The sequence below is a fragment of the Streptomyces sp. NPDC058052 genome (assembly GCF_042885515.1).
GTDB lineage: Bacteria > Actinomycetota > Actinomycetes > Streptomycetales > Streptomycetaceae > Streptomyces.
On sequence record NZ_JBHVRX010000040.1, the window covers coordinates 35,651 to 58,195 of the forward strand.

The window sequence follows — 22,545 nt, forward strand, 5'->3', positions numbered from 1 at the left end:
GGATCGGTTCCCACACCTGAGAGAATGATGTGCATGGCCTCTGATGCACGTCCTCGCGCGCTCTCCGGAATCCAGCCCACCGCGGGCTCGTTCCACCTCGGCAACTACCTCGGTGCGATCAGGCAGTACGTCGCGCTGCAGGAGACCCACGACGCCTTCTACATGGTCGTCGACCTGCACGCCATCACGGTCCCCCAGGACCCGGCCGAGCTCCGTGCCAACACCCGGCTCGCCGCCGCGCAGCTCCTCGCCGCCGGCCTCGACCCCGAGCGCTGCACCCTCTTCATCCAGAGCCACGTCCCCGAGCACGCGCAGCTCGGCTGGGTCATGAACTGCCTCACCGGCTTCGGCGAGGCGTCCCGCATGACCCAGTTCAAGGACAAGTCCGCCAGGCAGGGAGCCGACCGCGCCACCGTCGGCCTCTTCACCTACCCGATCCTCCAGGTCGCGGACATCCTGCTCTACCAGGCCACGCACGTCCCCGTCGGCGAGGACCAGCGCCAGCACATCGAGCTGACCCGCGACCTCGCGGAGCGCTTCAACGGCCGCTTCGGCGACACCTTCACCGTCCCGGCGCCGTACATCGTCAAGGAGACCGGGAAGATCTACGACCTCCAGGACCCGACGATCAAGATGAGCAAGTCGGCGTCCACGCCGAAGGGCCTCATCAACCTCCTCGACGACCCGAAGGTCACCGCGAAGAAGGTCAAGAGCGCCGTCACCGACACCGACACGGTGATCCGCTTCGACCCGGAGAACAAGGCCGGCGTCTCCAACCTGCTCACGATCATGTCCACCCTCACGGGCACCGGCATCGCGGAGCTGGAGAAGAGCTACGAGGGCAAGATGTACGGCGCCCTCAAGACCGACCTCGCCGAGGTCATGGTGGACTTCGTCACCCCCTTCCGGACCCGCACCCAGGAATACCTGGACGACCCGGAGACGCTGGACTCGGTCCTGGCCAAGGGCGCGGAGAAGGCCCGTGCGGTCGCCGCCGAGACGCTGGCGCAGACCTACGACAAGATCGGCTTCCTGCCCGCCAAGCACTGACGCCGCAGGAACACGGCACAGGGTCCGAGGACCCTGGCCATCGAGGTGGTGCAGGCCGCACACTGGCAGCCGCACCACCACACACCGACCCGATGAGACGACGGAGGAGAACGACGTGGGGACCGTAACGCTCGGCGTTTCGATCGCGGTCCCGGAGCCTCACGGCAGCCTGCTCCAGGAGCGGCGCGCGGGCTTCGGCGACCCCGCCGCGCACGCCATCCCCACCCACGTCACCCTCGTCCCGCCCACCGAGGTCGACCAGGACCGGCTCCCGGAGATCGAGGCGCACCTCACCGACGTCGCCGCCGACTGGCTCCCCTTCGGGATCCGGCTCGCCGGCACCGGCACCTTCCGCCCGCTCTCCCCGGTGGTCTTCGTCACCCTCGCCGAGGGCGTGGCCGGCTGCGACCGGCTCCAGGCCCGCCTCCGCGAGGAGGCCGGGCCGCTCGTCCGCGAGCTCCAGTTCCCGTACCACCCGCACGTCACCGTCGCCCACGGCATCGCCGAGGAGGCCATGGACCGGGCCTTCGAGGAGCTCGCCGGCTACGAGGCCGCCTGGACCTGCTCCTCCTTCGCCCTCTACGAGCAGGGCGCCGACGGCGTGTGGCGGAAGCTGTACGACTACGAGTTCGGCAGCGGCCGCCCCATCTCCGCCGTCCCGGCCCAGGGCGGCAGCCCGGTCCGCTCGACCTCCTAGGCCCGACCCCGGAACCCCGCTCCGGCCGGTTCCCCAGGACAGCCCCGGAGACGCAGCCCCGGCACAGCCCCGGAGACACACCCCCGGCACAGCCGGGGCCCCGTACCGGCGGCCCCCCGTACCGGCGGCCCCCGTACCGGCCGGTGCCTCAGACCGGAAGCCGCCGGTGCAGCGGCCGCGGCACGTGCCGCAGCGCCGACGCCACCAGCCGCAGCGGACCCGGCACCCACACCGTCTCCGACCGGCGCCGCAGCCCCAGCTCGATCGCGCCCGCCACCGCCTCCGGCGTCGTCGCCAGCGGCGCCTCGGGACGCCCCGCCGTCCTCGCCGAGCGCACGAAACCGGGCCGCACCACCATCACGTGCACCCCCGTCCCGTGCAGCGCGTCCCCCAGCCCCTGCGCGAACACGTCGAGACCCGCCTTCGACGAGCCGTAGATGAAGTCCGCCCGCCGCCCCCGCTCGCCCGCCACCGACGACAGCACCACCAGCGAACCGTGCCCCTGCGCCTGCAGCGCGCCCGCGCACACCAGCCCCGCCGACACCGCACCCGTGTAGTTGGTCTGCGCGACCCGCACCGCGGCGGCCGGATCGGACTCGTCGCGCGCCTGGTCGCCGAGGACCCCGAACGCGAGCAGCACCAGATCGACGTCGCCCTCCGCGAAGACCCGCCCGAGCCGTTCCGCGTGCGCCTCCGTGTCCAGCGCGTCGAACGGCACCACGTACACCTCCGCCCCCAGCGCGCGCAGCGACCCGGCGGCCTCCGCCAGCTCGGGGGAGGGGCGGCCGGCCAGCCAGACCGTCCGGGTGCGGCGGGCGATCAGCCGGCGCGCGGTGGCGAGCCCGATGGCGGACGTGCCGCCGAGCAGCAGCAGGGACTGAGGGGCACCGAAGGCGTCCTTCACGACATCACTCCTGAACGGTTTCAGAGGCCGAGACGGCGGGAGAGGTCCGAGCGGAACACGGACCGGGGATCGAACGCGGCCCGCAGCCCACGGAAGGCGTCGAGCCGCGGGTACATGACGGGCAGCAGCGCGGGCCGCAGCCGGGCGTCCTCGGCGAGACAGACCCGCCCGCCGGCCGCCGCCACCCGCTCGTCCAGGACGTCGAGGAACCGCCCGAGCCCCGGCGCGCCGGCGGGCACGTCGAACCCCAGGCACCAGCCGCGCACCGGGAACGCCAGCGGCCCCGCCCCGTCCGCGTACACCCGCTCCACGCGCGCGTGCCGGGCGCCCCGCGCGGGGGAGCGCCGGCCGGCGAGCAGCCCGAGGATGCCGCGCAGTGCCTCCTCCCGCCCCTCCGGGACGGCGCACCGGTACCGCACGAAGGCCGCCCCGGCCCCGGAGCCGTAAGACGGGGCCACGCGCGCGCGTGCCAGCCCCGGCAGCGGCCGCAGCCCGCCCGTCCACAGCCCGGGGAAGGCCGGCGGGACCGCCAGCGGCGCCCGGCGGGCCCGGTGACCCCGGGGGAGACCGGCGTACGGCACCGGCGTGGCGGTCGTGAGGACGGCGCGGCCCCGGCCCGTCAGCTCGACCCGGGCGCGCGCGTACGGCTCCCGGGGCGCGCCGCCGCCCGTCCAGTGGGCGAGCAGCGCGTCGGCGTCCCGGAAACGGAAGGTCCGCTCGCGCAGGAACGCCGTCCCGACGGGCCGCAGCGCCAGCGTCGCGGAGAGGACCACCCCGGTCAGGCCGAGCCCGCCGACGGTCGCCTCGAAGAGCGGCTCGCCGCTCCGGACCGTCCTGGACTCCCCGTCGGCGCCGAGCAGTTCGAGCGCGACGACCCCACCGCCGTACCCCGAGGCGATCGCGCCGCCGGCCGTCCAGCCTCCCGCGCCGGTCCGCGGATGGAGACCGAGCGGGAGCAAGGCCCGGGCCAGCGCGCCCAGTTCCGTACCGGCCTCGCAGACCACCAGGCCCGCCGCCGGGTCCAGACCGAGGATCCGGTCGAGCGCGGTCAGGTCCAGGACGGTCCCGCCCGCGTTCTGCGCCGCGTCGCCGCCGGACCGGCCGCGGCCCCGGGCCACGGCACCGCGCGGCCCCGGGCGGAGGACCGCCCCGGCGGCCTCGGCGGCCGAACGGGGCCGGGCGAGCAGCGCGAGCGAGGGTGCGGTGCGCCCGGCGCCCGTCAGGGGCACGAAGTCGTCGTCCAGGACGAGGGGTTCGACAGCCATGAGGGCGACGGTATCGCCGCGTCTGTCGCTTATGCCGCTATTACCGTCCCCCGACGCGCGGTGTCGGTCCCCACCCGCCGCCCACGGCCGGGGGATCCTCGACCCATGGACTGGCTGACCAAGCTCCCCGTCATCGGCCCCTGGGCCGTCCGGCTCATGAGGACGCACGCCTGGCGCTCCTACGAGCGGCTCGACGAAGTGCACTGGAGCAGGCTCGCCGCCGCCATCACCTTCCTCTCCTTCCTCGCCCTCTTCCCGCTCATCACCGTCGCCGCCGCCATCGGCGCCGCGCTTCTCACCGACGACCAGCTCGCACGGATCGAGGACAAACTCTCCGACCAGGTCCCCGGCATCTCCGACCAGCTCGACATCGGCGGACTCGTCGCCAACGCCGGCACCGTCGGACTCGTCGCCGGCGCCCTGCTGCTCTTCACCGGCATCGGCTGGATCGGCTCGATGCGGGACTGCCTCCGGGCCGTCTGGGGCATCGACGACCTCGACGAGGGCAACCCGGTGCTCCGCAAGGGCAAGGACGCCGTCATCCTCGTCGGCCTCGGCGCCGTCGCCCTCTGCTCGCTCGCCGCCTCCTGGCTCGGCTCCACCGCCGTCGGCTGGACCGCCGACCGCCTCGGCATCTCGGGAGGCGGCGCGGGCGGCATCCTGCTCCAGGGCGCCGCCGTGCTCGTCGCGATGGTCGCCGACTTCCTGATCCTGATCTACGTCCTCAAACTGCTGCCGGGCGTCGACCCGCCGCGCCGCCGGCTCGTGGTGGCCGCCCTGATCGCCGCGGCCGGCTTCGAACTCCTCAAGCTGCTGCTCGGCGGCTACATGCGGGAGGTCGCGGCGAAGTCGATGTACGGCGCCTTCGGCGTGCCGGTGGCGCTGCTCCTGTGGATCAACTTCACCGCGAAGCTCCTGCTCTTCTGCTCCGCCTGGACGGCGGTGGGCTCGCTCGGGACCTCCGGCGCGCCTACGGATTCACGTCCGGATCCGGAGCGGCCGTCCGGTAACGACGACGGCGGACCGCACCCCCCGCCGCGGGCCAGCGACGGTTGACGAGGAAGACCGCCGCCGCGACCAGCACCAGCACTCCGCCCGCGATCGCGAGCGCGATCCCGACCCCGCCCGAGCCCTCCCCGGCGGCCGCGACGGCCGGGCCGCCCGTCTCCGGACGCTCCTTGCCCGGCGCCGGCGCCCCCGACTCCGTACCGCCCACCGGCCGGGCCGACGGCACCGCGCTCTTCGGCGCCACCAGCTCACCGACCGGCGTCACCTTCCCGGACGCCGCGAAACCCCAGTCGAGCAGCCGCGCGGCCTCCTTGTAGACCGCGTGCTGCTCCTTCGACGACGGGTTCATGACCGTGACGAGCAGCACCCGCCCGTTCCGCTCCGCGACCCCGGTGAAGGTGGCGCCCGCGTGCGTGGTGTTGCCGTTCTTCACCCCGGCGATGCCCGGGTACGGGGCGATGCCGAAGTCGCCGGTCAGCAGCCGGTTGGTGTTCTGGATCTCGAACGTCTCGCGCTTCTTGCCCGGCTTCGCCTCTCCGGGGAAGGCCGCGCGCGGAGTCGCCGCGTACTCCCGGAACTCCGCCTTCTGCATGCCGCTGCGGGCGATCAGCGTCAGGTCGTACGCCGACGAGACCTGCCCCGGGGCGTCGTAGCCGTCCGGCGACTTGACGTGGGTGTCGAGCGCCTGGAGCTCGGCCGCGTGGGCGTTCATCTCGCCCACGGTCTTCGTCAGGCCCTGGTTCATCTGCGTCAGGACGTGCACGGCGTCGTTCCCGGACCGCAGGAACACCCCCAGCCACAGGTCCCGGACCGTGTAGGACTGCTTCTCCTTTATCCCGACGAGGCTGGAGCCCTCGCCGAGCCCGGCCAGGTCCGCCGCCGTGACCAGGTGGGTCTGCTTCTTGTCCTTGAACTTCGGCAGCAGCGTGTCCGCGAAGAGCATCTTCAGCGTGGACGCGGGCGCGAGCCGCCAGTGCGGGTTGTGCGAGGCCAGCACCGCCCCGCTCTCCGCGTCGGCCACGATCCACGACCGCGCCGACAGCTCCTTCGGCAGCACCGGCGCCCCGGTCCCCAGCTTCACCTGGGTCCCCGGCAGCCCCAGCAGCACCCCGCCGACCGACGACATGTCCTGCGGCGGCTTGGGCTGCTCCTCCTTCTTCTCCTTCTCCTTCTCCGTCTCCGGAGCCTTCGAGACCGCCCCCGGCTTGACGGGTTCGTCCGCGTGGGCGGGCCCGGCGGCGATCGCGAGCGGAAGCAACAGAGCGGCGGCGACCGCGGCAGCGGTCCTGTTCGAAGCAGACACGATCGAGAACGTACAGGCACGCACCCCCGATCCGAACCCCACGGTCCCCTTCCCCCACCCCTCTCCACCCGGACGCGGGCCCCCGGGGGCGGACGGTGATACTGAGCCCATGAAGCTCAGCCGCCGCGTCTCCTGGTTCCTGCTCGCGTTCGGGGTCTGGAGTTGGTTCATCTGGATCACTTTCGTCAAGAATCTATGGAACGACGGGAGCGGTCTCGCGTTCGACGACGCCGGGGACCCGACGGCCTACTTCTGGGTCCATCTGCTGCTCGCCGTGACGTCCTTTGTCCTGGGGACGGTGATCGGCGTGATCGGGTTGCGCGGGGTGCGTGCCTCCCGCCGCTCCGACTGACACAAGAGAGGTACCGGGCGTGATCGCCTTCCTGCCCTTCCTGGTCGTGGTTCTCGCGCTGCTCGGCGCAGTCCACTGGTACGTGTGGCGTCGTCTGGTCCGGGACGTCACCGTGCCCGGCGGCCGGGCCCGGCGCCTCGGCACGGTCCTGGTGGTCGTGCTGCCGCTGCTCTCGATCGCCGCGCTCGTCTCCGGGCGCGCCGGGGCGCCGTTCCTGTTCCAGCAGGTCGTGGCCTGGCCCGGGTTCCTGTGGCTGGCGCTGCTGCTGTACGTGGTGCTGGCGCTGGTCGTCGGCGAGGCGGTGCGGCCGGTGCTGAACCGGGTGCTCGCCCGGCGGGCCGCCGCGGCAGCCGCCGCCCCCGCGCCGGTGGCCGCGCCCGCGCCCGCGCCCGTACCCGTACCCGTACCGGAGCGGGGGGAGGCGCCGGAGACGGAGGCCGGGACCGGGGCCGCGCCGGAGCGGGAGGAGGCGCCGGGGGCCGCCGGCGGGGTGCCGGTCGCCGAGGTGTCGCGGCGGCTCTTCGTGGCGCGGGTCGTCGGGGGTGCCGCGGCGGCGGTCGCGGCCGGGACCGTGGCGAACGGGGCGTACGGGGTGCTGAGCGGGCCGAAGGTGAAGCGGGTGACCGTTCCGCTGGCCAAGCTGCCCCGGGCCGCGCACGGTTACCGGATCGCGGTCGTCTCCGACATCCACCTCGGGCCGATCCTCGGGCGCGCCCACTCCCAGCGCATCGTCGACGCGATCAACGCCACCCAGCCCGATCTGATCGCCGTCGTCGGCGACCTCGTCGACGGCACCGTGGCGGACCTCGGGCCCGCCGCTGAGCCGCTGGCGCGGCTGCGCGCCCGGCACGGCTCCTTCTTCGTCACCGGCAACCACGAGTACTTCTCCGGCGCCGACGCCTGGGTCGAGCACGTCCGCGAGCTCGGCATGCGCCCGCTGCGCAACGAACGCCTGGAGATCGCCGCGGGGTTCGACCTGGCGGGCGTGGACGACGTGGCGGGCGAGAGCGAGGGGCGGGGGCCCGACTTCGGCCGCGCGCTCGGGGACCGCGACCGGTCCCGGGCGGCCGTCCTCCTCGCCCACCAGCCGATCGTCATCGACGACGCCGTCGCCCACGGGGTGGACCTCCAGCTGTCCGGTCACACCCACGGCGGCCAGCTCTGGCCCGGCAACGTCCTCGCCGAGCTCGCCAACCCGACCGTGGCCGGTCTCGAACGCTACGGGGACACCCAGCTGTACGTCTCCCGGGGTGCCGGCGCGTGGGGGCCGCCGGTCCGGGTCGGCGCGCCCTCCGACATCACGGTCGTCCAACTCGCCTCGAAACAGGCGTAATCGGGGATTGTCACTCCCTGCGCCGGGGTCGATACGTGCTGCTCATCGACTTAAATTCGCATTTCCCGGACATATGCATGCCGTGTGAAGGTTTCCTCTTCCCCCGGTGAAACCCGTGTGATTGGGTGGCGCAAACGCGACGATTCGGGGGTCGTCGCCCTTTGGGGTTTTTGCACGAAAAAAGGAAGCACGGCAATGCGGTCGACGGTCCGTCTCCGGATCCTCATCACTTGTGGAGTACTGGTGGCCGCGGGGGTGGGGGGCTGGCAACTCCTGCCCTCCGACGAGGGTCGTACCGACCCCGTCCCCGTGGGCACCACGGACCAGGTCTCCTCGCTCGACCCGGCCGGCGCCTACGACGCCGGCTCCTGGGCGATCTACAGCAACGTCTACCAGTCGCTGCTGACCTTCAAGCCGGGCTTCACCACCCCGACCCCGGACGCCGCCGAGAGCTGCAAGTTCGTGGGCGACAAGCTCGCCACGTACCAGTGCACGCTCCGCGGCGACCTCACCTTCCCCAGCGGGCGCACGGTGACGGGCGAGGACGTCAAGTACTCCTTCGACCGGATGCTGAAGATCAAGGCCGAGCTCGGTCCCGCTCCGCTCTTCCCCACCCTGAAGAACGTGACGGCCGACGGCCGGACGGTCACCTTCAACCTCAGCGGCCGGGACGCCACCTTCCCGCTGAAGCTGGCCACCGGCGCCGGTTCGATCGTCGACCGCGAGCGCTACCAGGCCGACACCCTCCGCCAGGACAACGGCGTCGACGGCACCGGCCCGTACATCCTCAAGGAGTACAAGCCGGGCCAGAGCGCCCTCCTGGAGCCCAACCCGAAGTACCGCGGCGCGCTCGCGGGGACCGGGCGTCCGGTCCTGGTGAAGTACTTCAAGGAGTCCGAGCAGCTGGCCGAGGCGTGGAAGTCCGGGGACGTCCAGGTGACGCACCGCCAGCTCCCGCCGTCCTTCGTGGAGAATCTGGACACCAACGGCGGCACGCGCCTCACCGAGGCGGAGAGCGCCGAGATCCGCAACATCGTCTTCAACACCCGGGACGAGTCGCCGATGGGGACGAAGGCGGTGCGCCAGGCGATCGCGGCCCTCCTCGACCGGCCGACCATCACCACCGGCGCCTACAAGGGCACGGTCGAGCCGCTGTACTCGCTGATCCCGCAGGGCTTCGTCGGCCACAGCACGGCCTTCTACGACCGCTACCCCGCGCCGGACGAGAAGAAGGCGAAGAAGCTGCTGAAGGACGCCGGCGTGCGGACGCCGGTCGCGTTCACCTTCGGTTACCGCCAGGACGCCACGTACAAGGCCGAGACCGTCGAGATCAAGAAGCAGCTGGAGGAGTCCGGCCTCTTCGAGGTGAAGCTGGTGGAGGCCGACTGGCCGACCTTCCAGAAGGGCTACGCCAACGGCGCCTATGACGTCTACACGGTGGGCTGGCTCCCCGACTTCCCCGACTCGGACAGCTTCACCGCCCCGCTCGTGGGCACCGGCAACGCCCTCGCCAGCGGGTACTCCAGCAAGTCCGTCGACAAGCTGATCACCGACACCCAGCAGTACAGCGACCGCTCCCGGGCCACCGGCGACTTCAAGGTGATCCAGGACGAGATCGCCCAGGACGTGCCGCTGATCCCGCTGTGGCAGAAGAAGGACTACGTCCTCGCCACCGAGGCCGTCGGCGGCTCGCAGAACCTCTCCGACGGCACCGGCATCTGGCGCCTGTGGGAGCTCGCCTGGCTCTGATCCGGGAGGATCCTCCGCGGACCTACTCCGCGGAGGACCCCCGCGAGTCCTTCTTCGGGGCGGTCCTTCGGGGCCGCCCCGACGCCGCCATCCCGGCCGCCGTCGGCATGAAGTCCGCGAGCAGTTCGTGGGTCTCCTTGACCAGCGGGCGCAGGATGCGGAAGCGGGAGAGCGAGATGGCCCGGGCGGTCACCGGCGACAGCCGTTCCACGAGCCGCCGGCTGTTGGCGGCGCCCTCGGAGCGGTCGTACACCCAGAACAGCACCAGGCCCATCTGCTGGAGCCAGAGCAGCTGCGGCAGCGCCTCGGAGAGTTCGGGGTCGACCTTCACGGAGGCGCCGGAGATGACCCGGCGGTGGACCTGGATCGCCGCCTCGCGGGCCCCCTCCGATTCCGGGGAGAACGGCGAGAGCGGGCTGTCGGGGTCGGCCGCGTTCTTGAAGAACTGGGCGGCGAACTCGTGGTACGGCTCCGCGATGTCGAGCCAGGCGAGCAGGACGCCCCGGATGCGGGCGACCAGTTCCTTCTCGCCGCCCTCCAGGACCGACTCGACCGCGGCCTGGTGCTCCTCGGCGATCCGGACGTAGAAGCCCTGGACCAGGTGCTCCTTGGACGCGAAGTAGTAGTAGGCGTTCCCGACCGAGACCCCGGCCTCCTGGGCGATCGCCCGCATGGTGGTCTTGTCGTACCCCCGCTCCCGGAAGAGCCGCAGCGCGGTCTCCAGGATGAGCGTCCGGGTCTGCTCGCTCTTGGGGGCCTTCGGAGCGTCCGGGGCCTTCGGAGCGTCCGGGGCCTTGCGGGCGTCCGGGGCCTTCTTCTCTTCCTTCGCGTCCTTCACGGGGCCGAGCCTAGTCGGGCGGACCGGACACCTCGCAGTGCCCGGCTCCGCAGGGCCCGCCGCCGGACCGCCCGTCCTGCCGCTCGGGGCTGTCGAGGGCCTCGCGCCACCTGGCGGCGGTGAGGACGGCGGCGCGGGCGAAGGGCTGTCCGGCCCCGTGCGGCACGTCGGAGAGGAAGACCCTTCCGTCGCGGCTGAGGGTGCGGGCGACCCAGATGGTCAGGGCCACGCCGATCAGCAGGTAGGCGATGTACGCGACGACAGTGAGGTCCATGCCCCACGCTCCCTTGAACGCGTTCACATGCTGGCGGACATGACCGTAGACCTCCTCTTGAACGCGTTCAAGTCGCAGCGTGAAAGGTGTGGCCGACGCTGTCATGAGCATCTAGAGTCACGCGGATGACGCTCTCTCATGACACGGCCGGCACCGGCCCCCAGACCGTCGTCCTGCTGCACTCCGGGGTCTGCGACCGCCGGATGTGGGACGGGCAGTTCCAGGCCCTCGCCGGGGCGGGGCACCACGTCGTCCGCTGCGACCTCCGCGGCTTCGGCGAGACCCCCGCCGACGCCCCGCACGTCCACGCCGACGACGTACGGGACCTCCTCGACCACCTCGGCGTCGAGCGCGCCGTGCTCGTCGGCTCCTCCTTCGGCGGCGAGGTCGCCCTGGAGTTCGCCGTCCGCCACCCCGGCCGGACCACCGCGCTCACCCTGCTCTGCGCCGCCGCGCCCGTCGAGCACGAGGCGGGACCCGAACTCCGGGCCTTCTTCGGGCAGGAGGACGCCCTCCTGGAAGCCGGTGACATCGAGGCCGCCACCGCCCTCAACGTCGGCCTGTGGCTCGGCCCCGACGCCGGCGACGACGCCCGCGCCCTCGTCCACGCCATGCAGCGCCGCGCCTTCGAGCTCCAGCTCGGCGTCCCCGAGGAGCACGAGGCCGGCCCCTCGGGCGTCACCGAGCGGGACCTCGCGGCGATCGCCGCGCCCGCCCTCGTCGTCACCGGCGCCCACGACGTCCCCGACTTCCGCGCCATCGGCGAGAAGACCGCCGCCCTCCTCCCGGCCGCCCGCCACGTCGAACTCGACTGGGCCGGCCACCTGCCGTCCCTGGAACGCCCGGAGGAGACCCTCCGCCTCCTCCTCGACCACCTCGCCGAGGTCAGCGCCCCCGCCGCAGCTGGGCGGTGATCGTCGGGTCGGTGATCCGGTCGTCGGCGGCCAGCAGGAACGCCTTCGACAGGATCACCGACAGCATCCCGCCGTCCTCCTCGAACGGCAGGAACACCTTCCCCGCCGCCCGCCCGGCCTCCCGCGAACGGTCCACCACCACGCACAGATACGTGTCCGAGGGCTCCATCAGCACGTTCCCGGAACCCAGGTGGATCCGGTACGCCCCCCGCTCCCCCCGCACCCGCAGGAACCGGTCCGTCAGCTCCACCCGGTCCGCGATCCGGGTCCGCGGCAGCAGCCGGGCCAGCGTCTCCCGCCGCACCCGCGCCCCCTCGCCCAGCTCCCCGAAGCCCCAGCGGGTCCAGTAGTCGCCGTACGCCCGGTCCGCGCCCCGGTCCCGCCACTCCGGGTCCGCCCCGACCGACGCCACCCCCACGAACAGGTCCACGTCCCGCAGCGCCTCCGACAGCGCCAGCGGCGGCACCTCCTCCAGCGGCGCCCGCTCCCAGGCCCGCGGCCCCGCCGCCCCCGCCTTCCGCTCGAACCGCACCTGGTCCGTCGCGCAGAGCAGGGCGACCCCGTCCGAGTACGCCCCTTCGTCGACCAGGTCCACGAAGAAGCGGGCCCGCCACCGCGTCCCCTCCGCCGCCGGCAGCTCGCCCGGCGCCGGCAGCTCCTTGACCAGCTCGGACGAGTCGCCCTCGGAGAAGTACCCCAGGTGCCGTCCCGCCCAGCCCCGTCCGGTCATCAGCGCCCGGGCCTGCCCGTACCGCAGCACGTGCCCGGCGAAGCGGTTCGAGTACGAGGCGGTCTCCCGCTCGGCCGGCGTCAGCGGGTAGACCTCCCGGAAGACCTGCTTGAACGGCTGCCGCCCCTCCCGGTCGAGCAGCGCCGCCCGCCACTGGGCGACCTCCTCGTCCGCGGCCCGCAGCGGATGCCACAGCCGCAGCCGGTCGGCCGCCCCGACCGGCCGCGCGGTGCCGTCCGCGGCGGCCAGCGCCCAGCCGCCGCCGGTCCGCTCCGGCACTCCGGCCGTCCAGCCCCCGGCACCGTCCCCGGCCTCCCAGACGAGCGCCCGCGCCACGGCCCCCGTCACCGGATGGTCCGCGTAGTACCGCCGCCAGTCCTCCGCCGGCCAGGTCGTGCCCGCCGCCAGGTGCTCCTCCAGGCGGGCCCGCTCCTCCGCGAGCAGCGCCGACAGCTTCCGCAGCCCCGTCCTGACCTCCCTCAGCGCCTCGCCGCGGGTCTCCCGCACCTCCTTCGGCGCGGTCTTCAGGAGCCTCCCCTCCGGGCCCCTGAAGGAGAGCAGGGCCGTGCCCGGCTCCCGTACCGCCAGCTCCGCCGTGTACGCCCCCAGCGCCACCTCCCGGGTCCCGCGCCCGTCGAGCCCGAGCGCGGGCACGGCCCGCTCCCGCAGCATCGACGCGGTCACCCCGGCCCGCGCGGAGACGGTCTCGCGGGCGCGCGCGATGCCCTTCGCCACCGTCCGGTTGACCACCCGCCTCGGCAGCCGCCCCAGCTCGGCCACGGCCTCCCCGGCCAGCCCGGCCGGGCACTCCCCGAGCACGGCGACGGCCGCCGTGGCGAGCGGCTGGCTGCGGCACATCCCCCCGGATCCGCCGAGCCCCGTCCCCGCGTTCAGCGCCACGGCCCCCACCAGCGGCACCACCCACTCCTCCCGGACGTCCAGCGAGGCCCACAGGAGGCCGCGGACGAGGGAGGTGTTGGCGGCGCTCGCCAGGGTGGGGATGCCCATGCCGACGAGGTCCGGGTCCCTCACCCGGTGCTCGGTCTGGGCGGTGACCCCCTCCAGGAGCAGCCGCACCACCTCCGTGCCCCGCTCGGCACCGGCCAGCAGCTCCGCCGCCCGCCGCCGCCAGACCCGGGTGGCGCGCGGCTTGTCGAGCAGCGCGCAGTGCGCCAGGAACGCGGCGACCCCCGCCCCCGCGAGCGGCTCCGCGTGCGCGGCCCGCATCGCCGGGCCGTAGTCGTCGAACCCGTCCAGGACGTGACGGGGCAGCAGGCCGGTGTCCACCCGCGTCTCGCGCGCGAGCAGGGCGTCCATCCGGTCGCGGAGCGGGCCGAACCCGTCCTGGGAGGAGAGGCGCAGGCCCTCGGCGACCCGGCGCAGGGCGCGGACGTGGGTCCGCGAGAAGTCGCCCGCCTGCTCGCAGGCCGCCACCACGAGCGGCACCAGGGCCGTGAAGTCCGTCCGCAGCTCGTGCGGTGCCACGCCCGCCCCGCCGCCCAGGACCCGGGAGAGCAGCAGGTCCGCGTCGGCGGCCGACCAGGCGAGGTCCCGGCGCGCCAGCCCGGCGAGCGCGTCCGTCACCACCTGGCCGCCCTTCCCGCGGCAGGCGCGCAGGTGCAGGGCGAGCGCGGCCTCCCGCAGCTCCGCCCCCTCCAGCGCGTCCAGCAACTCCCGCAGCGCGTCCGGCCCTCCGGCCGTCGCGCGCGCCACCGTCTCGCCCATGCCGGCCCCCGGGCCGGTGATCCCCACCATGCCGACCACGGTAGGGCCCGCCACCGACAACGCCTCAGCGCGGTCTGCGCACCCCCGGCACCAGGGCCGTCGCCAGGCAGCAGCCGGCGACCAGGACGGCCGCCGCGACCAGCGGGACGGCCGGGCCCCACGCGTCGGCGGCGAGCGGCGCCAGCGTGTAGCCGACCGGCATCGCGGCGAGCGAGAGCAGCCAGTCGTACGAGACCACCCGGGCCAGCACCTGCTCGGGGACCGCGCGCTGGACGACCGTGTCCCAGACGGGGTTGAGGAAGCCGAGGCCGGCCTGTGCGAGCCCGTACGCGCCGATGACGGCCCAGGCGGGCGCCCCGGCGGCGAGCAGCAGCAGCGGCAGCGCGTAGGTCGCGAGGGCGAGGTTGGCGGTGAGGACGGGCCGGGAGGGCTTCAGCCGGTCGGCGAGGAGCGAGCCGGCGAGCAGTCCCACCGCGCCGACCTGGAGCAGCAGCACCCAGGCGCCCGCGCCGCCGAGCCGGTCCACGGCGATCGCGGGGCCGAGGGTCATCAGGACGGCGGCGGCGCCGTTCCAGGCGCTGTGGGCGACGAGGCTGGTCCAGTACCAGTCGCGGGACCTGACCTCCCGCCAGCCCTCGCGCAGGTCGGCGACGATCGACCGGCGGGGGATCGGCACCCGCTCGACCCGCAGGACGGCGAGGAGCGCGGCGCTGACCGCGAAGGAGACGGCGTCGAGGACGAAGGCCCAGCCGGGGCCGACGGTGAGGATGAGGGCGCCGGCGAGCGCGGGCCCGCCCACGCGGGCGGCGCTGTGGGCGATCGCCATGGCGGCGTTGGCCCGGTGCAGGGCCTCCTCGGCGACGGTTCCGCGCACCAGCGGGGAGCCGGTCGGCACGGCGAACGCGCCGGCGGCGCCGCCGGCGGCCGAGGCGGCGGCGATCAGCCACAGGGTGGGGCTGCCGCTCAGGAGCTGGAGGCCGACGAGGAGCTGGGCGGCGCACCGGACCAGGTCCATGGCGAGGGCGATGGCGCGGGCGTCGAACCGGTCGGCGAGGACTCCGCCGACCGGCAGCAGCACGAGTTTCGGCACCATCGCGCACGCGAGCACGAGCGCGAGCGCGCCGGTGGAGCCGGTGGCTTCGAGGACGGCGAGGGCGAGGGCGGCGGGGACGACGGCGTCTCCGGTGAGCGAGAGCACCCGCCCGGCGAAGAGGAGGCGGAAGGGCCGGGTGCGCAGCGGGTGGCGGACGGCCGGCGGAGCGGCGGTGTCAGGCGACATGGGGGCAGGGTATTTCGGTGCCGAATAATTCGGCAACGAAATATCGGTGCCGGTCCGGGCCGGGCCCCCGCACGTACGATCACCCCATGAACCAGCCGGAGCCCGCAGCGCCCCAGCGACAGGACTGGACCGACGGCCACGTGGCCCGCTGGCAGCCCGTCCTGCCCGAGCTCGACCCCGTCGTCGAAGGCGCGGTCACCCGGATGAAGAAGCTCTCCGTCTACCTCCGCCGGGTCCGCGAACAGTCCCTCATCGACTTCGACCTCGAACGCCACGAGTTCGACACCCTGCACAAGCTGGCCGGCCGCGGCGGCTCCGCCGCCCCCTCCGAACTGGCCCAGGACCTCGACCTGGCCCCCGCCTCGGTCACCGGCCGGCTCGACGCCCTGGAGAAGCGCGGCCTCGTCCGGCGCACCCCCTCCACCACCGACCGCCGCCGGGTCGTCGTCGAGCTCACCGACACCGGCCGCACCACCTGGCTCGGCGCCATGGACGTCCTCGGCCACGAGGAGGAGCGCCTCCTGGGCGTCCTCACCCCCGCCGAGCGCACCGCCCTCAACGACCTCCTCCGCCGCGTGATGCTGGCCGCGGAGGCGGACCCGGCCGCCCCGCACTGGCACGGCTGACCCGCACCGGCACGGCCGACCCGCGCGGAGCCGCCCGACCCGCGCGGAGCCGGCCGATCCTCCCCCGTCACGACCGCCCCGCTGTCGGTGGCGGGCCCTACGCTCCGGGGTCATGGGAACAGTCACCTTCGTCGACGAGACGACCCTGGGCGCCCGCACCGCCTCCGCGCCCCTCGCCGTGCCCGAGGAGCGCCTGCCGCTGCGCGAGCTGATGGCCCGCCGGGTCGCCCTGGAGACCGGCCCGGAGGGGTACGAGGCCGCGCTCGCCCACGCCCTGGACGCCTTCGCCCGCAACGGCTTCCTGGTCCTGGTCGGCGACCGTCAGATCGAGGACCCGGACGAGACGGTCACGGTCGGCCCGGCCACCGAGGTCGTCTTCCTGAAGCTGGTCCCGCTGGTCGGCGGCTGACGCCCCCTCCGGGCCCCGGGCACGGCGAAGGCCCCGCCTCCCGGAGGGGAGACGGGGCCTTCGAGGCACGCGGGAAGGTCAGAAGCGACGCGTGATCAGCGCGCGCTTCACTTCCTGGATCGCCTTGGTGATCTCGATGCCACGCGGGCAGGCGTCCGTGCAGTTGAACGTGGTGCGGCAGCGCCACACGCCGTCCTTGTCGTTCAGGATCTCCAGGCGCTGCTCGCCGCCCTCGTCGCGCGAGTCGAAGATGAAGCGGTGCGCGTTGACGATCGCGGCCGGACCGAAGTACTGGCCGTCGTTCCAGAAGACCGGGCAGGACGACGTGCACGCGGCGCACAGGATGCACTTGGTGGTGTCGTCGTAGCGCTCGCGGTCCTCGGGGGACTGCTTGCGCTCGCGGGTCGGCTCGTTCCCCTTGGTGATGAGGAAGGGCATGACGTCGCGGTACGCCTGGAAGAAGGGCTCCATGTCGACCACGAGGTCCTTCAGCACCGTGAGGCCCTTGATGGGCTCGATGGTGATCGGCTTCTCGGGGTTCAGGTCCTTGATCAGCGTCTTGCAGGCGAGCCTGTTCTTGCCGTTGATCCGCATGGCGTCGGAACCGCAGATGCCGTGCGCGCAGGAGCGACGGAAGGTGAGCGTGCCGTCCATGTCCCACTTGATCTTGTGGAGACCGTCGAGCACACGCTCCTTCGGGTCGATCTCGACCTGGAAGTCCTCCCAGACCACCGCGTCCGAGACCTCGGGGTTGAAGCGGCGGATCCGGAAGGTGACCGTGATGTACGGGGAGGCGGCGGACTCCGCCTCGACCTTGTCCAGAACGGGGGTGGCCATCAGTACTTACGCTCCATCGGCTGGTAGCGGGTCGTCACGACCGGCTTGTAGTCGAGACGCACGGTCTCGGAGCCGTCCTCGCCGACCTCGCGGTACGCCATCGTGTGGCGCATGAAGTTGACGTCGTCGCGGTTCGGGTAGTCCTCGCGGTAGTGACCGCCGCGGGACTCCTTGCGTGCCAGGGCCGAGACGGCCATGACCTCGGCCAGTTCGAGCAGGTTGCCCAGCTCGATGGCCTCCAGGAGGTCGGTGTTGAAGCGCTTGCCCTTGTCCTGGATGGACACGTTCTTGTAGCGCTCGCGCAGCTCGGCGATCTTCTCGACGGCCGTCTTGATGGTCTGCTCCGTGCGGAACACCATCACGTTGGCGTCCATCGTCTCCTGGAGCTCGCGGCGCACGTCGGCGACCCGCTCGGTGCCCGTGGAGTTGCGCAGGTTCTCGATCTGCGTGACGACCAGCGACTCCGGGTTCTCCGGCAGCTCGACGTAGTCGTGCTTGTGGGAGTACTCGGCGGCGGCGATGCCCGCGCGGCGCCCGAAGACGTTGATGTCGAGCAGCGAGTTGGTGCCGAGGCGGTTGGCGCCGTGCACCGACACGCAGGCGACCTCGCCGGCCGCGTACAGGCCCGGGACGACGGTGGTGTTGTCCGACAGGACCTCACCCTCGACGTTGGTCGGGATGCCGCCCATGGCGTAGTGCGCGGTGGGCTGGATCGGGATCGGGTCCGTGTACGGCTCGATGCCGAGGTACGTACGGGCGAACTCGGTGATGTCCGGGAGCTTGGCGTCGAGCTGCTCCGGCGGGAGGTGCGTCAGGTCCAGGTAGACGTGGTCGCCCTCGGGACCGCAGCCGCGGCCCTCGCGGATCTCCGTGTAGATGGAGCGGGAGACGACGTCACGGGACGCGAGGTCCTTCATGACCGGCGCGTACTTCTCCATGAAGCGCTCGCCGTCCTTGTTGCGGAGGATGCCGCCCTCACCGCGGGCGCCCTCCGTCAGCAGGATGCCCATGCGCCAGATGCCCGTCGGGTGGAACTGGAAGAACTCCATGTCCTCCAGGGGCAGGCCGCGGCGGTAGCAGGCGGCCTGGCCGTCACCGGTCAGGGTGTGGGCGTTCGACGTCACCTTGAAGAACTTGCCGGTGCCGCCGGAGGCGTAGACGACAGCCTTCGCCTGGAAGATGTGGATCTCGCCGGTGGCCAGCTCGTACGCGACGACGCCGGCGGACTTCTTGACGCCGTCGACCTCGACGATGAGCTGGTCCAGGACGTAGAACTCGTTGAAGAACTCCACGCCCTCCTTGATGCAGTTCTGGTACAGCGTCTGGAGGATCATGTGGCCGGTGCGGTCGCCCGAGTAGCAGGCGCGGCGGACCGGGGCCTCGCCGTGGTTGCGGGAGTGACCGCCGAACCGGCGCTGGTCGATGTCGCCGTTGGGCGTACGACCGAAGGGCAGGCCCATCTTCTCCAGGTCGAGGACGGCGTCGATGGCCTCCTTCGCCAGGATCTCGGCGGCGTCCTGGTCGACCAGGTAGTCACCGCCCTTGACCGTGTCGAAGGTGTGCCACTCCCAGTTGTCCTCCTCCACGTTGGCCAGCGCGGCGGCCATGCCGCCCTGCGCGGCGCCCGTGTGGGAGCGGGTGGGGTAGAGCTTCGTCAGCACGGCGGTGCGGCTGCGCTTCGTCGCCTCGATGGCGGCGCGCATGCCGGCGCCGCCGGCGCCGACGATGACGGTGTCGTACTTGTGGATCTTCATGGCGTGGTTACCTCAGCCCCGTGCCTAGCGGATGTTCGGGTCGAAGGTGAAGATCACCAGCGTGCCCAGAAGGATGGTGAACACCGTGGCGGTGTACAGCAGGCCCTTGAGCCACAGACGCGTGTTGGGGCGCTCCGCGTAGTCGTTGATGACGGTACGGAGGCCGTTGGCGCCGTGCAGCATGGCGAGCCACAGCATCAGGAGGTCCCAGACCTGCCAGAACGGGGACGCCCAGCGGCCGGCCACGAAGGCGAAGCCGATCTTGGAGACGCCGCCGTCCAGGAAGAGCTGGATCAGCAGGTGGCCGAGGACGAGGACCACGAGGACGACACCCGAGAGCCGCATGAAGAGCCAGGCGGCCATCTCGAAGTTGCCGCGGGTCGCGCGCGGGGTCTTGCCCGTGCGCTTGCGGGGCGCCTCGATGTACGGGGCGGGGTTGTCCGCGTCGTAGGCGGCGCCTTCGACGGGACCGATCGCGGAAGTGGTGTCAGCAGACATGCGTGGCGTCAGCTCCCGAACAGTTCACGTGCGGCGTGCCCGAGGATCGGGTACAGCGAGAAGGCCATCAGCACGACCCAGATGCCGACGACGGTCCAGAGCATCTGCTTCTGGTAGCGCGGGCCCTTGGACCAGAAGTCCACGGCGATGACACGGAGACCGTTCAGCGCGTGGAAGAGGATGGCGGCGACGAGGCCGTACTCCAGAAGAGCGACGATCGGCGTCTTGTAGGTCGCGACGACCTCGTCGTACGCCTCGGGAGAGACGCGGACGAGAGCGGTGTCCAGCACGTGTACGAACAGGAAGAAGAAGATGAGGACGCCGGTGACTCGATGAGCCACCCAGGACCACATTCCTTCCCGGCCGCGGTACAGCGTTCCAGCCGGCACGGAAAAACCCTCCGGGAGCGGGGATCGGGGCCCGGCCGGCTTCTCTGTCGGTCTGGCCCGGCCGGGTACGGTCCACCGGCCCCGGTCATCGTAGCGACGACTTGTCGGTTCGCTCGCGCGGGGTCCGTCAGTGTGATCAAACAGGCACGGACGGACTATCGTCCGCGGCGGAATCGGCCCTTTCCGGGGAGAATCACAGGTCCGAGCGGCGGAACGTGAGCCCCTGGGCGAGCGCGAAGGCGAGTCGGGAGCGGGCGAGCCGGCGCAGTTCGTCCGCCGCGACGGCCCGCTCCTCCTCCGGTTCGTTGCCGAGACGTGACCGGATCCCGGCCAGGACGGCGTCCAGCCGCTCGCCCGGCCGCACCCCGTCCAGGCTGATCACGAACGCGTGTCCGAAGCGGCTCTCGTACGCGGCGTGGGCGGCGCGCAGCGCGGTCCGGGCGGCCGGCGGCGCGTCCGGGTGCGGCGGCGCGGAGGACTCGGCGGCCAGCGCCTCGTCGAGATCGGTGCCGGTGAGGTCGTACCCGGCCTCCTCGGCGGCGGCCAGCAGGGCGTCCACCGTGGGGTAGGGCCGGTGCGCGGCGATCCGCCCGGCCCAGCGGCCGCTGCGGCAGCAGGAGAGCAGCAGCTCGGTCGCCTCGGCGGGGGCCGCCGCGTTGAGGAGCAGCAGGCCGTGCGGGGCGCCGGAGGACTTCTGGGCGGGTATGGCAGGCGCGTCCGCCGGACCCGGCTTGTGGCAGGGGGCGTGGGTGTCGCTGGTCAGCGTGGGCTCCGGGACGGCGGGACGAGTGGGGTGGACGTGACGCAACGTTATCGACGGGACGGGCGAAGTGTCCGACGGGTGCGCGAATTTCACCCGGAAGGGAGAGTTTAGGAACGTGTGATGGACGTGAAGGTTCCGTTCTTCCGGGTGTGGATGCCCGCACGGACGATTGGCCGGCCGGTCCCGGGTGCGGGAGGATGCGAGGGATGCGGTACTCCTCACGGGGCCCCCTGCGCGGCCCGGCACTCCTGGCGGCCGCGGTGGCCCTGACCACCGTGGCGGCCTGCTCGACCGGCTCTCCGTCCGGCGCGGGCTCTCCCTCGGCACCCCCTTCCGGCACGGCTCCCGGGACCACGGCCGCGAAGCCGTCCCCCACGCCCACGGCCACCCCGACACCCACGCCCACCAGGACGTACCCGCTCTCCACCGCCCCGCGCACCGTCCCCGCCGTCCGCTCCCACGAGCCGGCCCGCGGCCCCGGCTGGAAGCCCGGACCGCGCGCCGGGGTCGTCCTCGGCGCCGGGAGCGCGGGCCTCGCCGACGAGGGCAGGCTGCTCGCCCAGGAGCTGGGCCTGCGCTACCGCGGCGAGGCCGCGGCCGGCCCCGGCGACGTCGAGCTGGCCCTCGGCGGCCAGGGCGCCCCCGAGTCGTACACGCTCGCCGTGAAGGACGGCCGGGTCCGCATCGCGGGCCCCGACGAGGCCGGCGTCTTCTACGGCACCCGCACCCTCAAGCAGTCCGTCAGGTCGGCCGGGACCATGCCCGAGGGCACCGTCGCCGACCGGCCGGCCAAGCCGCAGCGCGGGCTCAACGTCGACATCGCCCGCAAGCACTTCACGGCCGACTGGCTGGAGGACCGCATCCGGGAGATGGGCGACCTCAAGCTCAACCAGCTGGGGCTGCACTTCTCCGACGACCAGGGCTTCCGGATCGAGTCGGACTCGCACCCCGAGGTCGTCTCGAAGCAGCACCTCACCAAGGCGGAGGTCCGCCGGATCCTCGCGCTCGCCGCGAGCCGGCACGTCACCGTCGTCCCCGAGATCGACTCGCCCGGACACCTCGGCGCGGTCATCGACGCCCACCCGGACCTCCAGCTGGTCAGCGCCACCGGCCGCACCCCGCGCGGGGCGGTCGACATCTCCGACCCGGACTCCGCCCGGATCGTCGACGACCTGCTGCGCGAGTACACCGCCCTCTTCCCCGGCGCCTACTGGCACCTGGGCGCCGACGAGTACGTGGCCCTGATGGCGAAGGACCCCGAGGCCAGCTACCCGCAGCTCGCGAAGGCGGCGCGGGAGGCGTACGGGCCCTCCGGCCGCGTCCAGGACCTGGCCACCGACTGGCTCAACGACCGCGCCGCCACCGTCCGGCCCACCGGCAAGACCCTCAAGGCGTGGAACGACGGCTTCTTCGCCGGCGGGGTGGTGAGCGCGGCGAAGGACATCGAGGTCGAGTACTGGACCGGCAAGGAGTACGGCGCCCGGCCCCCGCTGCCGTACCTCCAGGCGGGCCGCAGGCTGGTGAACCTCAACGACGAGTACCTCTACTACGTGCTCGGCGAGCCCAACCAGTTCACCTATCCGACCGGCCGCCGCATCTACGAGCAGTGGACCCCGCTGGTCGTCCGCGGCACCACCCCGGTCCCGGCCCGCTACGACGCGCAGATCCAGGGCGCCCGGTTCGCCGTCTGGTGCGACCTCTCCAACGCCCAGACCCAGGACCAGGTCGCCGCCGGCATCCGCCTCCCGCTCGCGGCCCTCTCCCAGAAGGTCTGGGACCCCCGCGAGCCCGCGCGGACCTGGTCCGACTTCCGGGCGCTGGCGACGAAGGTACGGGGCTGAGCCGGCG

22 protein-coding genes are annotated in these 22,545 nt (G+C 73.0%); 10 read left to right on the forward strand and 12 right to left on the reverse strand.

From position 1 onward, the window contains the following. Nucleotides 1-33: 33 nt before the first annotated feature. Both trpS and ACFVU3_RS35170 read left to right on the forward strand, forming a co-directional pair. Complete coding sequence (gene trpS, locus ACFVU3_RS35165; RefSeq protein WP_390072835.1) at nucleotides 34-1,050, forward strand: tryptophan--tRNA ligase; 1,017 nt, start codon at nucleotides 34-36, stop codon at nucleotides 1,048-1,050. Between the two features lie 115 nt (nucleotides 1,051-1,165). After that, on the forward strand, nucleotides 1,166-1,747 hold the full coding sequence (locus ACFVU3_RS35170) for a 2'-5' RNA ligase family protein (protein WP_390072836.1): 582 nt from the start codon (nucleotides 1,166-1,168) through the stop codon (nucleotides 1,745-1,747). 148 nt (nucleotides 1,748-1,895) lie between these two features. Here ACFVU3_RS35170 and ACFVU3_RS35175 read toward each other — a convergent pair whose 3' ends face one another. Further along, on the reverse strand, nucleotides 1,896-2,651 hold the full coding sequence (locus ACFVU3_RS35175) for a decaprenylphospho-beta-D-erythro-pentofuranosid-2-ulose 2-reductase (protein WP_390072837.1): 756 nt from the start codon (nucleotides 2,649-2,651) through the stop codon (nucleotides 1,896-1,898). A 20-nt stretch (nucleotides 2,652-2,671) separates the two neighbouring features. Continuing rightward, nucleotides 2,672-3,916, reverse strand: a complete 1,245-nt coding sequence (locus ACFVU3_RS35180; protein ID WP_390072838.1) for an FAD-binding protein — start codon at nucleotides 3,914-3,916, stop codon at nucleotides 2,672-2,674. A gap of 105 nt (nucleotides 3,917-4,021) precedes the next feature. On the opposite strand from ACFVU3_RS35180, the gene ACFVU3_RS35185 reads away from it, so the two are divergent. Then, a complete protein-coding gene (locus ACFVU3_RS35185) occupies nucleotides 4,022-4,972 on the forward strand; it encodes a YihY/virulence factor BrkB family protein (RefSeq protein WP_390072839.1) in 951 nt (316 codons plus the stop codon). Here the strand turns inward: ACFVU3_RS35185 and ACFVU3_RS35190 are convergent. Next, nucleotides 4,887-6,227 (reverse strand): D-alanyl-D-alanine carboxypeptidase family protein, encoded by a 1,341-nt coding sequence (locus tag ACFVU3_RS35190; protein ID WP_390072840.1) that lies wholly within the window; start codon nucleotides 6,225-6,227, stop codon nucleotides 4,887-4,889. The genes ACFVU3_RS35185 and ACFVU3_RS35190 overlap by 86 nt on opposite strands. 109 nt (nucleotides 6,228-6,336) lie before the next feature. Here ACFVU3_RS35190 and ACFVU3_RS35195 point away from each other — a divergent pair, with 109 nt between their 5' ends. The 3 genes from ACFVU3_RS35195 to ACFVU3_RS35205 all read left to right on the forward strand — a co-directional run bounded on the left by ACFVU3_RS35195 (nucleotide 6,337) and on the right by ACFVU3_RS35205 (nucleotide 9,661). Next, nucleotides 6,337-6,579 carry an SCO4848 family membrane protein gene (locus tag ACFVU3_RS35195; protein ID WP_390072841.1) on the forward strand — a complete coding sequence of 81 codons (243 nt, stop codon included), beginning with the start codon at nucleotides 6,337-6,339 and terminating at the stop codon, nucleotides 6,577-6,579. 19 nt (nucleotides 6,580-6,598) lie between these two features. Continuing rightward, on the forward strand, nucleotides 6,599-7,912 hold the full coding sequence (locus ACFVU3_RS35200) for a metallophosphoesterase (protein ID WP_390072842.1): 1,314 nt from the start codon (nucleotides 6,599-6,601) through the stop codon (nucleotides 7,910-7,912). A gap of 195 nt (nucleotides 7,913-8,107) precedes the next feature. Further along, the gene (locus ACFVU3_RS35205) at nucleotides 8,108-9,661 is read left to right on the forward strand and encodes an ABC transporter substrate-binding protein (protein WP_390072843.1); all 1,554 of its coding nucleotides are present in this window, start codon (nucleotides 8,108-8,110) and stop codon (nucleotides 9,659-9,661) included. Between the two features lie 22 nt (nucleotides 9,662-9,683). On the opposite strand, the gene ACFVU3_RS35210 is transcribed toward ACFVU3_RS35205, so the two are convergent. Then, a complete protein-coding gene (locus ACFVU3_RS35210) occupies nucleotides 9,684-10,499 on the reverse strand; it encodes a TetR/AcrR family transcriptional regulator (protein WP_390072844.1) in 816 nt (271 codons plus the stop codon). A gap of 10 nt (nucleotides 10,500-10,509) precedes the next feature. Further along, nucleotides 10,510-10,773, reverse strand: coding sequence for a hypothetical protein (locus tag ACFVU3_RS35215; protein ID WP_390072862.1), 264 nt, complete (start codon nucleotides 10,771-10,773; stop codon nucleotides 10,510-10,512). A gap of 125 nt (nucleotides 10,774-10,898) precedes the next feature. Between ACFVU3_RS35215 and ACFVU3_RS35220 the strand changes: the two genes are divergently transcribed. Next, the gene (locus ACFVU3_RS35220; RefSeq protein WP_390072845.1) at nucleotides 10,899-11,687 is read left to right on the forward strand and encodes an alpha/beta fold hydrolase; all 789 of its coding nucleotides are present in this window, start codon (nucleotides 10,899-10,901) and stop codon (nucleotides 11,685-11,687) included. Here ACFVU3_RS35220 and ACFVU3_RS35225 read toward each other — a convergent pair. After that, nucleotides 11,659-14,172, reverse strand: a complete 2,514-nt coding sequence (locus ACFVU3_RS35225) for a DUF4132 domain-containing protein (RefSeq protein WP_390072846.1) — start codon at nucleotides 14,170-14,172, stop codon at nucleotides 11,659-11,661. The two genes, ACFVU3_RS35220 and ACFVU3_RS35225, sit on opposite strands and share 29 nt — an antisense overlap. Nucleotides 14,173-14,206: 34 nt before the next feature. Then, nucleotides 14,207-15,421 (reverse strand): MFS transporter, encoded by a 1,215-nt coding sequence (locus ACFVU3_RS35230; protein ID WP_390072847.1) that lies wholly within the window; start codon nucleotides 15,419-15,421, stop codon nucleotides 14,207-14,209. Between the two features lie 86 nt (nucleotides 15,422-15,507). Here ACFVU3_RS35230 and ACFVU3_RS35235 point away from each other — a divergent pair, with 86 nt between their 5' ends. After that, a complete protein-coding gene (locus ACFVU3_RS35235; RefSeq protein WP_390072848.1) occupies nucleotides 15,508-16,047 on the forward strand; it encodes a MarR family winged helix-turn-helix transcriptional regulator in 540 nt (179 codons plus the stop codon). A gap of 112 nt (nucleotides 16,048-16,159) precedes the next feature. Then, nucleotides 16,160-16,456 (forward strand): hypothetical protein, encoded by a 297-nt coding sequence (locus tag ACFVU3_RS35240; RefSeq protein WP_390072849.1) that lies wholly within the window; start codon nucleotides 16,160-16,162, stop codon nucleotides 16,454-16,456. Between the two features lie 78 nt (nucleotides 16,457-16,534). Here ACFVU3_RS35240 and ACFVU3_RS35245 read toward each other — a convergent pair whose 3' ends face one another. From ACFVU3_RS35245 to ACFVU3_RS35265, 5 genes are all read right to left on the reverse strand, one after another. Next, nucleotides 16,535-17,293, reverse strand: a complete 759-nt coding sequence (locus tag ACFVU3_RS35245; protein ID WP_390072850.1) for a succinate dehydrogenase iron-sulfur subunit — start codon at nucleotides 17,291-17,293, stop codon at nucleotides 16,535-16,537. Then, nucleotides 17,293-19,047, reverse strand: a complete 1,755-nt coding sequence (gene sdhA / locus ACFVU3_RS35250; protein WP_390072851.1) for a succinate dehydrogenase flavoprotein subunit — start codon at nucleotides 19,045-19,047, stop codon at nucleotides 17,293-17,295. Before sdhA ends, ACFVU3_RS35245 begins: the two co-directional genes overlap by 1 nt. 24 nt (nucleotides 19,048-19,071) lie before the next feature. Continuing rightward, on the reverse strand, nucleotides 19,072-19,545 hold the full coding sequence (locus ACFVU3_RS35255; RefSeq protein WP_390072852.1) for a succinate dehydrogenase hydrophobic membrane anchor subunit: 474 nt from the start codon (nucleotides 19,543-19,545) through the stop codon (nucleotides 19,072-19,074). 8 nt (nucleotides 19,546-19,553) lie between these two features. Beyond that, nucleotides 19,554-19,934, reverse strand: coding sequence for a succinate dehydrogenase, cytochrome b556 subunit (sdhC, locus tag ACFVU3_RS35260; protein WP_078623754.1), 381 nt, complete (start codon nucleotides 19,932-19,934; stop codon nucleotides 19,554-19,556). Nucleotides 19,935-20,127: 193 nt separating this feature from the next. Beyond that, nucleotides 20,128-20,742 (reverse strand): 2-oxo-4-hydroxy-4-carboxy-5-ureidoimidazoline decarboxylase, encoded by a 615-nt coding sequence (locus tag ACFVU3_RS35265; RefSeq protein ID WP_390072853.1) that lies wholly within the window; start codon nucleotides 20,740-20,742, stop codon nucleotides 20,128-20,130. A 161-nt stretch (nucleotides 20,743-20,903) separates the two neighbouring features. Between ACFVU3_RS35265 and ACFVU3_RS35270 the strand changes: the two genes are divergently transcribed. Continuing rightward, nucleotides 20,904-22,538 carry a glycoside hydrolase family 20 protein gene (locus ACFVU3_RS35270; protein WP_390072854.1) on the forward strand — a complete coding sequence of 545 codons (1,635 nt, stop codon included), beginning with the start codon at nucleotides 20,904-20,906 and terminating at the stop codon, nucleotides 22,536-22,538. Nucleotides 22,539-22,545: the final 7 nt, after the last annotated feature.

Bases quoted from the DNA above. Each gene is read 5' to 3' on its own strand.
- ACFVU3_RS35235 (WP_390072848.1), top strand. From the start codon at position 15,508: ATGAACCAGCCGGAGCCCGCAGCGCCCCAGCGACAGGACTGGACCGAC.
- ACFVU3_RS35240 (WP_390072849.1), top strand. From the start codon at position 16,160: ATGGGAACAGTCACCTTCGTCGACGAGACGACCCTGGGCGCCCGCACC.
- ACFVU3_RS35180 (WP_390072838.1), bottom strand. From the start codon at position 3,916: ATGGCTGTCGAACCCCTCGTCCTGGACGACGACTTCGTGCCCCTGACG.
- ACFVU3_RS35215 (WP_390072862.1), bottom strand. From the start codon at position 10,773: ATGGACCTCACTGTCGTCGCGTACATCGCCTACCTGCTGATCGGCGTG.
- ACFVU3_RS35195 (WP_390072841.1), top strand. From the start codon at position 6,337: ATGAAGCTCAGCCGCCGCGTCTCCTGGTTCCTGCTCGCGTTCGGGGTC.
- ACFVU3_RS35245 (WP_390072850.1), bottom strand. From the start codon at position 17,293: ATGGCCACCCCCGTTCTGGACAAGGTCGAGGCGGAGTCCGCCGCCTCC.
- ACFVU3_RS35230 (WP_390072847.1), bottom strand. From the start codon at position 15,421: ATGTCGCCTGACACCGCCGCTCCGCCGGCCGTCCGCCACCCGCTGCGC.
- ACFVU3_RS35255 (WP_390072852.1), bottom strand. From the start codon at position 19,545: ATGTCTGCTGACACCACTTCCGCGATCGGTCCCGTCGAAGGCGCCGCC.
- ACFVU3_RS35185 (WP_390072839.1), top strand. From the start codon at position 4,022: ATGGACTGGCTGACCAAGCTCCCCGTCATCGGCCCCTGGGCCGTCCGG.
- ACFVU3_RS35220 (WP_390072845.1), top strand. From the start codon at position 10,899: ATGACGCTCTCTCATGACACGGCCGGCACCGGCCCCCAGACCGTCGTC.
- trpS (WP_390072835.1), top strand. From the start codon at position 34: ATGGCCTCTGATGCACGTCCTCGCGCGCTCTCCGGAATCCAGCCCACC.
- ACFVU3_RS35205 (WP_390072843.1), top strand. From the start codon at position 8,108: ATGCGGTCGACGGTCCGTCTCCGGATCCTCATCACTTGTGGAGTACTG.
- sdhA (WP_390072851.1), bottom strand. From the start codon at position 19,047: ATGAAGATCCACAAGTACGACACCGTCATCGTCGGCGCCGGCGGCGCC.
- ACFVU3_RS35225 (WP_390072846.1), bottom strand. From the start codon at position 14,172: ATGGTGGGGATCACCGGCCCGGGGGCCGGCATGGGCGAGACGGTGGCG.
- ACFVU3_RS35270 (WP_390072854.1), top strand. From the start codon at position 20,904: ATGCGGTACTCCTCACGGGGCCCCCTGCGCGGCCCGGCACTCCTGGCG.